The organism is Variovorax sp. GW821-FHT09B01, from assembly GCF_059418345.1.
Map to the genome: position 1 here is coordinate 124504 of NZ_JBWKPQ010000012.1, position 13371 is coordinate 137874.

Annotated in this window: 13 protein-coding genes; 7 read left to right on the top strand and 6 right to left on the bottom strand. The window is 70.2% G+C overall.

Annotated elements, in window-relative coordinates; genetic code table 11:
* Nucleotides 1–14: 14 nt before the first annotated feature.
* On the bottom strand, nt 15–806 hold the full coding sequence (locus AC07RV_RS28160; protein WP_296776075.1) for an SDR family oxidoreductase: 792 nt from the start codon (nt 804–806) through the stop codon (nt 15–17).
* Nucleotides 807–1023: 217 nt separating this feature from the next.
* On the opposite strand from AC07RV_RS28160, the gene AC07RV_RS28165 reads away from it, so the two are divergent.
* From AC07RV_RS28165 to AC07RV_RS28175, 3 genes are all read left to right on the top strand, one after another.
* Nucleotides 1024–3048 (top strand): helix-turn-helix domain-containing protein, encoded by a 2025-nt coding sequence (locus AC07RV_RS28165; protein WP_296776072.1) that lies wholly within the window; start codon nt 1024–1026, stop codon nt 3046–3048.
* A gap of 100 nt (nt 3049–3148) precedes the next feature.
* A complete protein-coding gene (locus AC07RV_RS28170) occupies nt 3149–3886 on the top strand; it encodes a type IV toxin-antitoxin system AbiEi family antitoxin domain-containing protein (RefSeq protein WP_296776069.1) in 738 nt (245 codons plus the stop codon).
* Entirely contained in the window at nt 3883–4794 is a 912-nt protein-coding gene (locus AC07RV_RS28175) for a nucleotidyl transferase AbiEii/AbiGii toxin family protein (protein ID WP_296776066.1), read from the top strand. The genes AC07RV_RS28170 and AC07RV_RS28175 overlap by 4 nt, the downstream gene beginning before the upstream one ends.
* 27 nt (nt 4795–4821) lie before the next feature.
* Here AC07RV_RS28175 and AC07RV_RS28180 read toward each other — a convergent pair whose 3' ends face one another.
* Genes AC07RV_RS28180 through AC07RV_RS28190 form a run of 3 tightly spaced genes read right to left on the bottom strand, consistent with a single transcriptional unit; the run spans nt 4822 to nt 8211 of the window.
* A complete protein-coding gene (locus AC07RV_RS28180) occupies nt 4822–6150 on the bottom strand; it encodes a sulfatase family protein (protein WP_296776063.1) in 1329 nt (442 codons plus the stop codon).
* A 32-nt stretch (nt 6151–6182) separates the two neighbouring features.
* The gene (locus AC07RV_RS28185; RefSeq protein ID WP_296776058.1) at nt 6183–7169 is read right to left on the bottom strand and encodes a Bug family tripartite tricarboxylate transporter substrate binding protein; all 987 of its coding nucleotides are present in this window, start codon (nt 7167–7169) and stop codon (nt 6183–6185) included.
* A gap of 31 nt (nt 7170–7200) precedes the next feature.
* Nucleotides 7201–8211 (bottom strand): Bug family tripartite tricarboxylate transporter substrate binding protein, encoded by a 1011-nt coding sequence (locus AC07RV_RS28190; RefSeq protein ID WP_296776056.1) that lies wholly within the window; start codon nt 8209–8211, stop codon nt 7201–7203.
* A gap of 143 nt (nt 8212–8354) precedes the next feature.
* On the opposite strand from AC07RV_RS28190, the gene AC07RV_RS28195 reads away from it, so the two are divergent.
* Nucleotides 8355–8918, top strand: coding sequence for a MarR family winged helix-turn-helix transcriptional regulator (locus AC07RV_RS28195; protein WP_444813770.1), 564 nt, complete (start codon nt 8355–8357; stop codon nt 8916–8918).
* Nucleotides 8919–8928: 10 nt separating this feature from the next.
* Here the strand turns inward: AC07RV_RS28195 and AC07RV_RS28200 are convergent, their stop codons facing one another.
* Complete coding sequence (locus tag AC07RV_RS28200; protein WP_296776053.1) at nt 8929–9933, bottom strand: Bug family tripartite tricarboxylate transporter substrate binding protein; 1005 nt, start codon at nt 9931–9933, stop codon at nt 8929–8931.
* Between the two features lie 136 nt (nt 9934–10069).
* On the opposite strand from AC07RV_RS28200, the gene AC07RV_RS28205 reads away from it, so the two are divergent.
* Genes AC07RV_RS28205 through AC07RV_RS28215 form a run of 3 tightly spaced genes read left to right on the top strand, consistent with a single transcriptional unit; the run spans nt 10070 to nt 12938 of the window.
* On the top strand, nt 10070–11005 hold the full coding sequence (locus tag AC07RV_RS28205) for a LysR substrate-binding domain-containing protein (RefSeq protein WP_296776051.1): 936 nt from the start codon (nt 10070–10072) through the stop codon (nt 11003–11005).
* A gap of 39 nt (nt 11006–11044) precedes the next feature.
* A complete protein-coding gene (locus tag AC07RV_RS28210; RefSeq protein ID WP_296776049.1) occupies nt 11045–11707 on the top strand; it encodes a suppressor of fused domain protein in 663 nt (220 codons plus the stop codon).
* 7 nt (nt 11708–11714) lie between these two features.
* The gene (locus AC07RV_RS28215; protein ID WP_296776046.1) at nt 11715–12938 is read left to right on the top strand and encodes a DUF418 domain-containing protein; all 1224 of its coding nucleotides are present in this window, start codon (nt 11715–11717) and stop codon (nt 12936–12938) included.
* 18 nt (nt 12939–12956) lie between these two features.
* Here AC07RV_RS28215 and AC07RV_RS28220 read toward each other — a convergent pair whose 3' ends face one another.
* Nucleotides 12957–13349 (bottom strand): YbaN family protein, encoded by a 393-nt coding sequence (locus AC07RV_RS28220; RefSeq protein WP_093339520.1) that lies wholly within the window; start codon nt 13347–13349, stop codon nt 12957–12959.
* Nucleotides 13350–13371: the final 22 nt, after the last annotated feature.

Here is a 13371-nt window from a genome sequence, read left to right on the forward strand (position 1 = left end):
CCGCTCGTCGGCGTTCAGAGGTATTCCATGTTCCCGTCGACGCTGATTGCCTGGCCCGTGAGGTTGCGGGCCGCGGACGAACAGAGGAACAGCGCCATCGCCGCCACGTCGTCGAGCGTGACCATGCGGCGCAGCGAGATCTTCTGCAGGTACTCGGCGCGCATGGCCTCGACCGACACGCCCGCGGTGGCGGCGCGCGCGCCGATCACGCTGTTCATGCGCTCGCCCTCGACCGTGCCCGGCAGGATCGCGTTGACGCGCACGCCATGCGGGCCGAGCTCGATGGCCAGCGACTTCATGAGGCCGACGATGGCCCACTTGGTCGATGCATAAGGCGTGCGGAACGGATAGCCGAGCCGGCCCGCGACCGAGCTCATCGCGATCAGGCAGGGATTGGCCTGCGAGCGCTTGAGCAGCGGGATCGCGCGCTGCGCGAAATAGAACTGGCTGTGCAGGTTGACGGCCACCGTGCGCTCCCAGTCGCCGCGCTGCAGGTCCTGCAGCGCGCCGGTGGGGCCCGCGATGCCGACGTTGTTGATCAGCACGTCGAGCCCGCCGAGCGCGCCTTCCACGTCGTCGAACACGCGCGCCACGTCCTCGGGCACCGAGGCGTCGGCCATGCTCGAGGTGATCTCGGGCGCCTCGCGCGCCATGCGGTCGAGCGCGAGGCGGTCGATGTCGCAGACATGCACGCGCGCGCCGGTCTCGCGAAAGGCCAGCGCGATGGCCGCGCCGATGCCGGACGCGCCCGCGCTGATCAGCACCCGCAGGCCCGGCGCGGGCCGCAGTGAATCGATGATGCTCATGGGTTCCTGTGGTGTCTCGTTGTGTCCATGCGGGCGCCATGGCGCTCTCGCTTCATCGGCAGTGTCTTGAAAGCACCGCGTCAAAACTATGTGCGTCGCGCACACTGGCAACCCCCTGTCGATGTGATGCGGTGTTCGCGATCGCCATCGCGGCACCAGGGGAGAGGGATCGGACCCATGGGCATAGCCGCATCGTTCTGCTAGCCTTCGCGGCCCTATGTCATCCCTGTCCACCGAACGACCGCGCGCGGCGGGCTCCTCACGCGATGCGAGCGAGCAGGCGGCCGACGAGATCGCCGCCGAGCTGATCGGCCTGCTGCACCGGAATGCGCCCGCGGAAGAATTCGCCGGCCGTCTCGCGGCCGTGGAAGCACTGCCCGATGCATTGCGGCGCAAGTCCAGCCTGGTCGAGCTGGTGCGCATGGCGATGGCGCTGCGCAACCGGCTCGAGCTGCACGAACAGCGCGAGCGCGGCATGCTCGCGGTGATCGAATCGGCGCAGGACCTCTCGGGCCGGCTCGACCTCACGGGCCTGCTCAAGACCATCGTGAAGCGCGCGCGCCACCTGATGGGCTCGCACCTGTGCTGGCTCACGGTCTACGACACCGCGACCGGCGCGTTCCAGGTGGTGGTGGCCGACGGCGCGATCTCGGACCGCACCGGCCGCATGACCGTGGGCCGCAACCTCGGCATCGCGGGCATCGTGATGAGCACGCGGCTGCCCTTCTTCACGCCCGACTACCTGCACGACAACCGCTTCGTGCACGACCCCACGCTCGACGACATCTTCCGCGACGAGGGCGTGGCCGCGCTGGTGGGGGCGCCGCTGATGCGCGACGACGAGGTGATCGGCCTGCTGTTCGTGGCCGACCGCTACCACCGCACGCACACCGCGCTCAACGTGTCGATCCTCTGCACGCTGGCCGCGCATGCGGCGGTCGCGATCGAGAACGCCAAGGCTTTCGCGGAAGCAAAGGACGCGCTCGCGCATGCCGACCAGGCGCGCGGCGAACTCGAGCGGCACGTGCGCGACGTGCAGGGCGCGGCCGAGGCGCACGAGCAGCTGACCTCGCTGCTGGCCAAGGGCGCGTCGCTGGGCGCGCTGTGCGAATCGATCGCGCAGCTGCTCAACGGCGGCGTGCTGGTGCTCGACGAGGCCCATCAGGTCATCGGCCGCGCGCTGGCGCCCGGCTACGAGGGCACGGCGGCCGACGCCCATGCGCCGAACGACGAACACAGCGCCGCGCTCGCGAAGGCACTGCGCGAGAGCCGGCGGGCCGGCCGCTCGGTGGTGGCCTACGAACGCGACGGCGAGCTGTGCCGCGCCATCGCGGTGCTCGGCGGCAACGAGGTGCTCGGTGCCGTGCTGCTGTTCCGGCACCAGGACCTGCGCGAGACCTCGCTGCGCACCTTCGAGCGCAGCTCCAGCATCATCGGCATCGTGCTGCTGTCACAGGAGCGCGTGGAGGCCGGCAAGAGCCGCGAGGTGGCGGCGCTGCTGCGCACCCTGATCTCGCCGCGCCAGGACGAGCCCGCGCTCACGCGCGACCGCGCCGAGCGCTTCGGGCTCGATCTCTCGCAGCCGATCTCGCTGATGGTGGTCGAGATGGCCGAGCCCCGGCCCGGCTTCTGGGCCCGGCGCCTGCGCGCCGGCACGCCGATGTCCGAGCAGGTGTTCGACGAGGTCGACGGCGCGCTCGCCATCGTCTGCGCCGCGACCCGCGCGCAGGACGTGCTCGAGGCCGTCACCGCCTTCGCGCGGCGCGAGCTCGGCGATGCCTACCGCGGCGTGCTGTCGCGTCCGGTGCAGTCGCCGGCCGAGATGCCCGCGCTGTATGCCGCGCTGCGCCGCGCGCTGCCCGTGCTGGGGCGGCTTGGCATGCGCGGCGCCATCGTCGGGCAGAACGAGATGGCGCTCTATTCGGTGCTGTTCGAGACCCACGACCAGGGCAGCCTCAACACCTTCCTCGACGCCACCATCGGCGCGCTCACGAGCCATGATCGCAAGCGCGGCGCGGAGCTCACGTCGACCCTGCTGGCCTACTTCGACTGCAACCAGAACGCCAAGACCACCGCGGCGCGCATGGGCATCCATGTGAACACCGTGCGCCAGCGGCTCGCGAGCGTGGAGGAACTGCTGGGGCACTGGGGCAGCGCGAGCCGGGCACTGGAGATCCATGTGGCGCTGCGGTTGTGGAGCCTGGGGATGTCCAGAACGAGCCTGGAGCCCGAGGCGACGTGATCGGACAATTTCGATTGTTCTGTGAAATCGTAGCCAAACTACGATAAATGAGACAAATCGAAGACTTGTTGGAGCTTTGAATTGTCTGAATAATCGTAGTATGGCTACGATAAATCGATCAAAGCTAAATTCTTTACTGAGCCGGCTGCCGAGCGGAACCCCCGTCACGACGGAGGACCTAGCGCGCGAGGGTATCTCCGGCGACCTCGCCGTCCACTATGTGCGCGCGGGATGGCTGCTGCGGCCGGCGCGCGGCGTGTACTGCCGACCCGACACGCCTTTGCAGCGCGACCCTAGCCTGCTGCTGCTCCAGCGCCAGATTCCCGGCCTCCACGTGGGCGGAAAATCGGCGCTCGACTGGCACGGGGTGCGCCACTACGTTTCGCAGGCGCCGATGCTGCATCTCTACGGCCTCGAGTCGGCCAGCCTGCCGGACTGGTTCACCCGGGTCTTCGCTGCCGACTACCACCGCAAGCACCTCTTCAGCAGCGATGTCACCGGCATGCGGCACGCAGGCCCCTTCGAGGGCCGTGCCGATGCGCCGAACGTGTCGGCGCCCGAGCGCGCGTTTCTCGAGATGCTGAGCGAGGTGGGCGTGCGTCAGCCGCTGGCGGAGGCGCGCGAGCTGGCGGAGGGCGCCTACGGCCTGCGCTCCTCGGTGCTCGTGGAACTGCTGCGCCAGTGCACCAGCGTGAAGACGGTGCGCCTGTGCCTTCAACTCGGACGCGAGCTGTCGCTGCCGTGGGCGAAGAAGCTCGACCCGGCCAAGCTGCCGACCGGTGGCGACCGGCCCTGGGTCGGCCAGACCCGCGAGGGCCTGCTGGTCCTGAAGTCGTGAACGAGATCTACCTGCGGACCGCGCGCCTGCTGACGCAGGTCGCGCCCCTGGTCTTCGAGGACGACACCTTCGCGCTCAAGGGTGGCACGGCCATCAATCTCTTCGTGCGCGACATGCCGCGGCTGTCGATCGACCTGGACCTCGTCCTGCCCGACCACACGCTGTCGCGCGGCGCGGCGCTCGACAGGATCAAGGCGTCGCTCGGCAAGGCCGCCGACACGCTTGGCCGCAGGGGATTCCAGACCCGTCTTGCGGGCGCACCCGCTGCGGGAGAGAGCAAGCTCCTGGTGAAGCGCGACGGCATCGAGGTCAAGGTCGAGGTCAACTACGTGATGCGCGGAACCGTGCGGCCGGTCGCCCTCGTGGGGCTGCATGCCAGGGCGCAGGAAGTGCTGCAGGCCGAACTGGAAATCCCGGTGGTATCGCTCGAAGACGTCTATGGCGGCAAGCTGGTCGCCGCCATGGACCGCCAGCATCCGCGGGATCTCTTCGACGTGATGCAACTGCTGGCGCACGGCGGTATCACGGACGGCATCCGTCGTGCCTTCGTGGTCTATCTGGCGAGCCACAACAGGCCGATCGACGAGGTCCTGTTTCCGCCGCTGCGCGACGTGCGCCAGGCGTTCGAAAGCAACTTCGTGGGCATGACCACCGAGCCCGTGGAACTGGATGCGCTGCTTGCCGCGCGCGACCGAATGATTGCCACGCTCCAACAGGGCCTCGATGCGGACGAGCGGGCCTTCCTCCTGAGCCTGGCCGATGCCGCTCCCGATTGGCAGCGGCTCGATGTGCCGCATCTTTCAGAGATGCCGGCGATCCAGTGGAAGCTGCAGAACCTCGTGAAGCTGAAGGCCTCGAACCCGGCCAAGTTCGAGGCGCAGTCGAAGGCGCTGGCCGAGAAGCTCTAGTCCCCGCCAGTCCCAGCGCGCCGCAACTCAACGCTGCGGCATGTCCTTCACCGAATACCCCAGGCTCACCGTCGCATCCTCCGGAATCGGCGGCATGGTCGCGTTCCAGGCGAGCCAGTCCTCGCGCATCGCCGCGAGCCGTTCGGGCTCCTGCTTCGCGCGGTTGGCGCGCTCGCGCTCGTCGGACGGGATGTTGAACAGGTACTCGTTGCCGTCGACCTTCAGGTACTTCCAGTCGCCGTCGCGCAGCGCCTGCTGGCCGCGGTGGTTCATGCGCCAGTGCAGCGGGCGGCGGAAGCCGTGCTTCGCGTCTTTCAGCACGGGCATCAGCGAGACGCCGTCGAGCGGGTAGGCCGGGTCGGCCTGCACGCCGGCCGCGTCGAGCATGGTGGCCGACCAGTCCATGGTCAGGCAGTGCTGGGCGCTCTCGCCGCCGGGCGCGATGACGGCGGGCCAGTGGGCGATCCATGGCACGCGGATGCCGCCTTCGGTCAGGTCCATCTTGCCGCCGACCAGCGGCCAGTTGTCGGAGAAGCGCTCGCCGCCGTTGTCGCTGGTGAACACCACCAGCGTGTTCTCGGCCATGCCGTGCTTCTCGAGCGCGGCCATGATCCAGCCGATGCCCTCGTCCATGTGATGGATCATGCGGCGGTAGACGTGGATGTTGCCGCCCGCGAGGTCGAACAGGTTGTCCTTCACCAGCGGCGCCTTGTCGGCATCGTCGCGCGTTTCCCACGGCCAGTGCGGCGCGGTGTAGTGCAGGCTCAGGAAGAAGGGCTTGGCCTCTTCCGCAGGCTGCTGCGCCATGCGCTCGACGAAGTCGACGGCGCGCTTCGAGAGGATGTCGGTGAGGTAGCCCTCTTCCTGCTTGTCCTCCTCGCCATACCAGAGGTCGTGGCGGCCGCTCGAGTCGCAGTGGGTGAAGTAGTCGACGCCGCCCGACATCGGGCCGAAGAACTCCTCGTAGCCCGAGCGCAGCGGGCCGAAGCTCGGCGGATAGCCGAGGTGCCACTTGCCGATCAGCGCGGTGCGATAGCCGCTGGCCTTGAGCAGCGAGGGCAGGGTGGGATGGTCGACCGGCAGGCCCAGCGTGCTGCTGCCGCGGCTCTTGCTGTTGATCGGCTCCTCGGCCGCGCCGCGCAGCCGGTACTGGTAGCGCGCGGTGATCATCGCGAAGCGCGTGGGCGAGCACACGGGCGAGTTCGCGTAGCCCTGCGTGAGCTTGAGGCCCTTGGCGGCCAGGCCGTCGAGCACCGGCGAGACCGGGCCGAAGACGGCGTCGCGGCCGCCGTAGCAGCCGAGGTCGGCATAGCCGAGGTCGTCGGCGACGATGAAGATGATGTTGGGTCTTGTCATGGTGTCGAGGGCCTGCAGGGCCGGGAAAAAGGTCAGGGCTGGTAGCCCGATTTCTGCACCACCGGACCCCATTGCAGCCGATAGGCCTTGAGCATCGCGGCGGTCTGCGCCGGGGTGCTGACCACCGGCGTCATCTTCGAGTCGGTGAACTTGCGCACCGTGTCGGGGTCCTGCATCACCTCGCGGATCGCGGTGGCGAGGCGCTCGACCTTCTCGCGCGGCATGGTGGCGGGCGCGAAGAAGGTGTTCCAGCCGCTGGCCGAGAGGTCGAGGCCGGCTTCCTTGAAGGTGGGCACCGAGGGCGCGAAGGGCGAGCGCTTGGCGCCCGAGATCGCGAGGATGCGCAGCTTGCCGCCCTCGTGCTGCGGGATCACCACGTCCTCGGTGTCGACCGCGATCGGCACCTGGCCGCCGATCAGGTCGTTGAGCAGCGGCGCCGAGCCGCGGTAGCCGATGACCTGGGTCTGGACCTTGGCCTTCTCGCCGACCATGAGGCCGAAGAAGTGCGGCAGGCTGCCGGTGGCCGGCACGCCGACGTTGGCCTGCTTGGGATTGGCGCGCATCCAGGCCAGCAGGTGGTTGAGCTCGCGCACCGGCAGCGTGGGCGACACGGCGAGCGCGAAGTCGTAGTCGTTGACGTGCGAGACCGGCACGAAGTCGCGCTCGGGGTCGTAGCCGTTGTCCTTGAACACCAGCGGCGCCACCACCATCACGGCGGGGTTGGCGAGCATCAGCACGTTCTGGTTCGCGGGCGTGGCCCTGGCCTGCTGCGCCGCGAGGCGGCCGCCCGCGCCGGGCTTGTTGTCGACGATGACCGGCACGCCGAGCTTGGGCGAGAGCTTGTCGCCGACGATGCGCGCGACGCGGTCGGTGGCGCCGCCGGGCGCATAGCCGACGACGATGTGCAGCGGGCCATCGAGCGCCTGCGCGGCGGCGCCGGTGGCCGTCAGGGCCGTCGCGAGACCGGCGATGGCCATCAGGCCGGCGAGGCGGCGGGTGATCGGGTGCTTGGGTTGCATGGGTTCCTCCTTGCGTTTCATGTAATGGGGTTCAGTCGTTGGCCTGGAAATTCACGGCCTTCATGATGCCGGCCCAGCGTGCCGTGTCCTCGCGCATGGTCTTCACGAGCGCGTCGCCCGTGTCGGCCACCGGGTACATGCCGTTCTGCAGCAGCATCTGGCGCACCTCGCGCTTGTTGACGGCGCGCGCGAACTCGGCGCGCAGCTTCTCGACCACGGGCTGCGGCGTCTTCAGCGGCGCGTAGTAGGCGAACCAGGCGGTGGCGACCACGTCCTTGTAGCCGGCCTCGACGAAGCTCGGCAGGTTGGGCATCAGCGGCGAGCGCTTCTCGCCGCTGGTGGCCAGCACCTTGACGCGGCCCGAGGGCAGCATCTGCTGCGCGCCGCCCACGGTGTCGAAATAGACCGGCACGGTGCCGCCCATCACGTCCTGCCGCGCGGGCGTGGAGCCGCGGTAGGGCACGTGCACCATCTTCAGCCCGGCCGCGCGGTTGAGCATCTCGCCGAGGAAGTGCGAAGGCGTGCCGGCGCCGTACGAGGCGAAGCTGACCTTGTCGCCCTGCGCCCTGGCCCAGGCGATGAACTCGGGCAGCGTGTTCGCGGGCACGTCCTTGTTGAGCACCAGCGCGAGCTCGAAGCGCGCCGCGTTGAGGATCGGCGCGAAGTCCTTGATCGGGTCGTAGGAGAGGTTGCGGTAGGCGCTCGGGAACATGGTCATCATGCCGGCCGTGCCCAGCAGCAGCGTGTGGCCGTCGGGCGCCGCGGTCTTGACCGTCTCGACCGCGATGCGGCCGGCCGCGCCCGAGCGGTTGTCGATGATCAGCGGGCCGAGGCTGTCGCGCACCTCCTGCGCGATGGCGCGCGTGAGCACGTCCTGCGTGCCGCCCGCGGGCACGCCGATCAGCACCTTGATCGGCTGGCCCGGCGCGAAGCCCTGGGCGCGCGACAGCGCGGGCGCGAGCGCGAGGCCGCCGAGCGCGGCGACCAGCCGGCGGCGGTCGGGGGCGGGCAGGTGGGAAGCGTGCAAGGGGCGGGAAGGCATGGGGCGAAGTCTCCGAAAGGCGCCGGGTCGGCGGGGCGTGGTCCCGCGGCTGCGGACGATTCTGGAGACGCTACAGTCGATTGATCAAATCAACCATTCCCCGGATTAACCCGAGCGCGATGCCCCAGCCCATCGATGTGCCCGTGAAAGCGACCGCTCGCAAGACGGCCAAGGCCACCATCAAGGCGGCCGAGGACGCCAGCCTCGCGTTGCCGCGCCGCCCGCTCGACGACCTGCTGCTCTACCGCCTCTCGCGCCTGCTCGCGGTGGCCGGCAGCATGGTGATCCGCCTCTGCGAGGGCCGATTCGGCATCACGCGCCGCGAATGGCGGCTGATCGCCACGCTCGCGAGCCGCGGCGAGCTCGGCTCCTCGCAACTGGCCGAACATGCGCAGCTCGACCGCGCGCGCACCTCGAAGGCCGTGGGCTCGCTGGTGGAAAAGAAACTGCTCTCGCGCGTGGCGCGCGCGGGCGATCGGCGCCATGTGCAGCTGCGGCTCACCGACAGCGGGCAGGCGCTGTACGACGCGCTCTTTCCGCTCGTGACGGCGATCAACGGCGAGCTGATGGGCGCGCTCGATGCCGGCGAGGCCGAGCGCTTCGACGCCGCGCTGCACCGGCTGCAGGAGCGGGCCGAGCGCATGGTGGCACAGGCGGTGTTGCCGAAGGCGGACCGGGGAAGGCGCCAGCCGGCGGTCGCGCGCTGAGCGGCGCACCTCAGTCCACTTTCATGCCCGTGGCCTTGACGATGCGGCCGTAGCGTTCGCGGTTGCCGTCGAGGTGCGCCGCGGCCGCGGCACCGGTCTCGCCGAGCGCCACCATGTCGAGCGAGGCGAGCCGCGCCTTCACCTCGGGCCGGCCCAGTGCCGACTGCAGCGCCGTGCGCAAGGTCTGCATCACGGGCTCGGGCGTGGCGGCCGGCACCATCGCGAGATAGAGAACCTCGAACTCGAGGTCCTTCAATCCGAGCTCGCCCACCGTGGGCACCTGCGGCAGCAGCGGCGAACGCTGGCGGCCGGTGACCGCGAGCGCATGCAGCTTGCCGGCCTGCAGGTGCGGCAGCAGGCCCGGCGTGGCCAGGATGCCGGCCTGCACCTCGCCCGAGAGCAGCGCCAGCACGGCGGGCGCGTTGCCCTTGTAGGGCACGTGCGTGATCTTCGCGCCGGTGGCGTTGGCGAAGATCTCCGCGGCGATGTGGCCGGGACTGCCGTTGCCGGCCGAGCCGAAGGTGACCGACTCGCCCTTGGCCTGCGCGACGAACTCGGGCAGCGTCTTCGCCTTGACCGCGGCGCCGGTGCCGAAGGCCAGGCCCGAGGAGCTGAAGATCATCAGCGGCTTCAGGTCCTTCGCCGCGAAGGGCATGGCGGCGTAGAGCTGCGGGTTGATGGTGAAGGTGCTGTCGATGCTCAGCAGCACCGTGTAGCCGTCGGCCGGGCTCTTGGCCACGAGGTCGGCGCCGATGTTGCCGCCCGCGCCGGGCCGGTTGTCGACGATGAAGGGCTGCTTCAGTTCCTTCTGCAGCACCTCGCCGAGCGCGCGCCCGAGGATGTCGAGCGGCCCGCCGGCCGGGAAGTTGGTGAGGAAGCGCACGGGCTTGGCCGGGTACGCGGCTTCGGTTTGCGCCAGGGCGGCGGCCGGGGCGCCGAGGCCCAGGACGAGCGATGCGGCCATGCAGGCGCTGGCGAGCGCCAGGCGCCGGCCCTTCGGGATGCGGGGGGTCATGCGGGTGTTTCCTTGTCTCCGTGTCGGCGCACTCTAGGAGCGCCGTGCCGCGCGCACAACTGAAAGCTGTTCCGCCAGGTATTCCCTATCGTTATATTTGGTGCCCGCCGCTTCACAGCCAGCCGCCATGTCAGCCATGAACTTTTCTCGCTTGAAGCTGCGCCACCTGCAATGCCTGGTGACCGTGGCGCAGGAGCGCAACCTGGTGCGCTCGGCCGAGGCCCTGTCGCTGACGCAGCCCGCGGTCTCCAAGACCATCGCCGAGCTCGAGGAGATCGTGGGGCGCCAGTTGCTGCTGCGCCGCCGCCGCGGCGTCGAGCTCACGCCCGCGGCCGAGGTGCTGGTGCGGCACGCGGTGTCGGCCCTGCGCGGACTGCGGGAAGGCATGGGCCTGGCCATGGACCAGCCCGATGCCGACCAGTTGCTGGTGGCCGTCGGTGCGTTGCCGAACATGGTGCCCAACCTGCTGCCCGAGGCGGTCGCGCTGCTCAATGCCGCGCATCCCGCGCTGCGCGTGCGGGTCATGAGCGGCACCAACGCGCAGCTGATGACGCAGCTGCGCCAGGGCGAGATCGACCTCGTGCTGGGGCGGCTCGCCCAGGCCTCCGCGATGGCCGATCTCGCCTTCGAGCAGTTCTACAGCGAGCCGCTGCTGCTGGTGGTGCGCCCCGACCACCCGCTGGCCGCGCGGCGCCGGCCGCCGCTCGATGCCTTGGCCGCCCATCCGCTGGTGCTGCCGGTGTCGGGCACGCTGATCCGCCACACGGCCGATGCCTTCCTGATCGCGCGCGGCCTGGAGCTGCCGCACCGGCTCGTGGAAGCGACCGACACCAGTTTCATCGTCGGGCTGCTGCAGCGCTCCGATGCCGTGTGGTTCGCGCCGCAGGGGGCGGTGGAAGGCTTCATCGCGCGCGGCGAACTGCGGCGCGTGGCGATCGACACCGCGAGCACCGAAGGTCCGGTGGGCATGACGGTGCGGCGCGGCGCCGAACTCGGGGAGGGCGCGCGGCTGCTGGTGGAGGCGATCCGGCGGATCGTGGGCCGGCGCGCGGCCGCGGGCCCTGGTATCTAATCGGGTGCGCCGCCGCCCACCGAACCAGGAGAAGACGCGATGAGCTCGATGGAAGAAGTCTGGAAATACCGCGAGGAAGTGCTCTACCCCCAGCTCTTCGGCGAGAAGCGCAAGGGCATCTTCGTGCTGGGCCCCGACGATTTCTCGGCGCTGGGCGCGCAGGACATCGATCCGCGCTGGCTGCACCTGGGCGTGTTCGAGTTCGAGCCGACGCCCGTGCGCAACTCCTGGCTCTACGTGAGCTCGGGCGGCTCGACGCCCTGGGAGGGCGAGCCCGCCGACTACGACCCCGAGGACTACTCGTGGATCGGCTCCGAGCTGGTGCTCGAGGTGCCGTCGCAGGCCGGCGAGACCTGGCCGATCAAGCTGCTGCAGAAGCTGCTGGCCTACAACGTGCTGCTCGCGCATGGCCGCTTCGGCGAGGACAAGCCGCCGCTGGACTACGGCGACCGCATCCCGCTGGGCGGGCCGATCGGGCAGAAGGCCGCGTCGGCGCTGCGCCACGTGCTGCTGGCGCAGCCGAAGCACTATCCGGCGACGGCGCAGCTCGACTCGGGCAAGTTCGATTTCCTGCACGTGGTGGGCATCTCGGACACCGAGCGCGACTGGGCCAAGGCGCGCAGTTCCGAGGACCTGGTGCGGCTGCTCGAGGTGCATGGCCACTGCCCGGTGACCGACCCGAAGCGCGCGCCGGTGGCCTGAGCGCCGCATGCAGGGAATGGACGAGGCCGAAGCGCCTTCCTCATCGCCCGCGCCGCCCGCGCCGCAGCGCCAGACCACGGTCGATGCATTGCGCGGCTTCGCGCTGCTGGGCATCCTGGTGGTCAACATCGCGACCTTCGCCTCGACCTACTACGGCATGGGGCTGCCCGATCCGCTCGCGAACTCGCTGCCCGAGCGGTTCGCGGTGTTCGTGCGCACCTTCGTCTTCGAGACCAAGTTCTACCTGCTGTTCTCGTTCCTGTTCGGCTACAGCTTCCTGCTGCAGAAGGAGGCCGCGCAGCGCGCGGGCCAGGCGTTCGCGCCGCGCATGGCGCGCCGGCTGCTGGGGCTGTGGCTGCTGGGCGTGGCGCATGGGGTGCTGCTCTACCAGGGCGACATCCTCACGACCTATGGCGTGATCGGCGTGGTGCTGCTGTTGCTGCACCGGCGCGGCGACCGCTTCCTGCTGGGCGCCGGCGTCGCGCTGGTGGTGGGCACCGCGCTGCTGTGGGCGGCCTTCAGCGCGCTGCTGTCGCTCGCGCTGGGCGGCGGCCCGATGGACCTGCGCAGCGCCTATGCGGAAGCCGCCTCGGCGTTGGCGGCCTACCGCGGCACGCCGATGACGGTCATCGTGCAGCACCTGCGCGAGCTGTCGCAGATCTGGTGGCTCACGGCGCTGGTGCAGGCGCCGACGGCGCTCGCGATGTTCTTCGCGGGCTTCGTCGCGGGGCGGCATGCGCTGCTGGCCGATACCGGCGCGCACCTGCCGCTGTTCCGGCGCCTGCTGGCCTGGGGGCTGGTGGTGGGGCTGCCGGGCGCGGCCTTCTATGCGCAGTCGGCGATGCGCGTCGATGGCTCGGTGCGCGACTTCCTCGGGCTCTCGGCCACGCTGCTCACGGCACCGTTCCTGAGCGCCGCCTATGCCTGCGCGCTGGTGCTGCTGTTCCGCACGCCGCGCGGCCGCGTGCTCGAACGCTGGCTCGCGCCCGCGGGGCGCATGGCGCTGTCGAACTACCTGCTGCAGTCGGCCGTGTGCGCCTGGCTGTTCCTGGCCTACGGGCTGCGCTGGATCGGCGCGACGCCGCCGCTCGCGGCGATGGGGATCGCCTTCGCGATCTTCGGTTGCCAGCTGCCGCTGAGCCGCTGGTGGATGGGGCGCTTCGCCTACGGGCCCGTCGAGTGGCTGCTGCGGGCGTTCACGAACCTCGCATGGCCACCGCTGCGGCCCTGAGCCCGCGGCGTACGCCGATCAGGGCGGCGGCAGCGGCCGCGACCACAGCCAGGCCAGCACCACCGCCATGCAGCCGATCGCGAGCACCGCGGTCCAGGCCCGGTGCGCGGTGTACGAGATGATCACGGCGCACAGCGCCATGGTGACGGTGGCGCTCCACTTGGCGCGCCGGCTCACGGTGCGGCCGTGGGCCCAGTTGTGCAGCAGCGGCCCGAAGATGCGGTGCCCGAGCAGCCAGGCATGCAGCCGCGGCGAGCTGCGCGCCGCGGCCCAGGCGGCCAGCAGGATGAAGACGGTGGTCGGCATGCCCGGCACCACCACGCCGATGAGGCCGAGCACCAGGCACAGCACGGCGAAGGCATAGAGCAGGGCGCGTACCAGCGGGCCTCTGGGTTCGGGATCGGGCTTCAACGCGGCACGCTCGTGGTGGAAG

What these genes read in the sequence shown, in the direction of transcription:
- AC07RV_RS28160 (WP_296776075.1), bottom strand. Translation starts at nt 806, where the DNA reads ATGAGCATCATCGATTCACTGCGGCCCGCGCCGGGCCTGCGGGTGCTG.
- AC07RV_RS28165 (WP_296776072.1), top strand. Translation starts at nt 1,024, where the DNA reads ATGTCATCCCTGTCCACCGAACGACCGCGCGCGGCGGGCTCCTCACGC.
- AC07RV_RS28170 (WP_296776069.1), top strand. Translation starts at nt 3,149, where the DNA reads ATGGCTACGATAAATCGATCAAAGCTAAATTCTTTACTGAGCCGGCTG.
- AC07RV_RS28180 (WP_296776063.1), bottom strand. Translation starts at nt 6,150, where the DNA reads ATGACAAGACCCAACATCATCTTCATCGTCGCCGACGACCTCGGCTAT.
- AC07RV_RS28185 (WP_296776058.1), bottom strand. Translation starts at nt 7,169, where the DNA reads ATGCAACCCAAGCACCCGATCACCCGCCGCCTCGCCGGCCTGATGGCC.
- AC07RV_RS28190 (WP_296776056.1), bottom strand. Translation starts at nt 8,211, where the DNA reads ATGCCTTCCCGCCCCTTGCACGCTTCCCACCTGCCCGCCCCCGACCGC.
- AC07RV_RS28200 (WP_296776053.1), bottom strand. Translation starts at nt 9,933, where the DNA reads ATGACCCCCCGCATCCCGAAGGGCCGGCGCCTGGCGCTCGCCAGCGCC.
- AC07RV_RS28205 (WP_296776051.1), top strand. Translation starts at nt 10,070, where the DNA reads ATGAACTTTTCTCGCTTGAAGCTGCGCCACCTGCAATGCCTGGTGACC.
- AC07RV_RS28210 (WP_296776049.1), top strand. Translation starts at nt 11,045, where the DNA reads ATGAGCTCGATGGAAGAAGTCTGGAAATACCGCGAGGAAGTGCTCTAC.
- AC07RV_RS28215 (WP_296776046.1), top strand. Translation starts at nt 11,715, where the DNA reads ATGCAGGGAATGGACGAGGCCGAAGCGCCTTCCTCATCGCCCGCGCCG.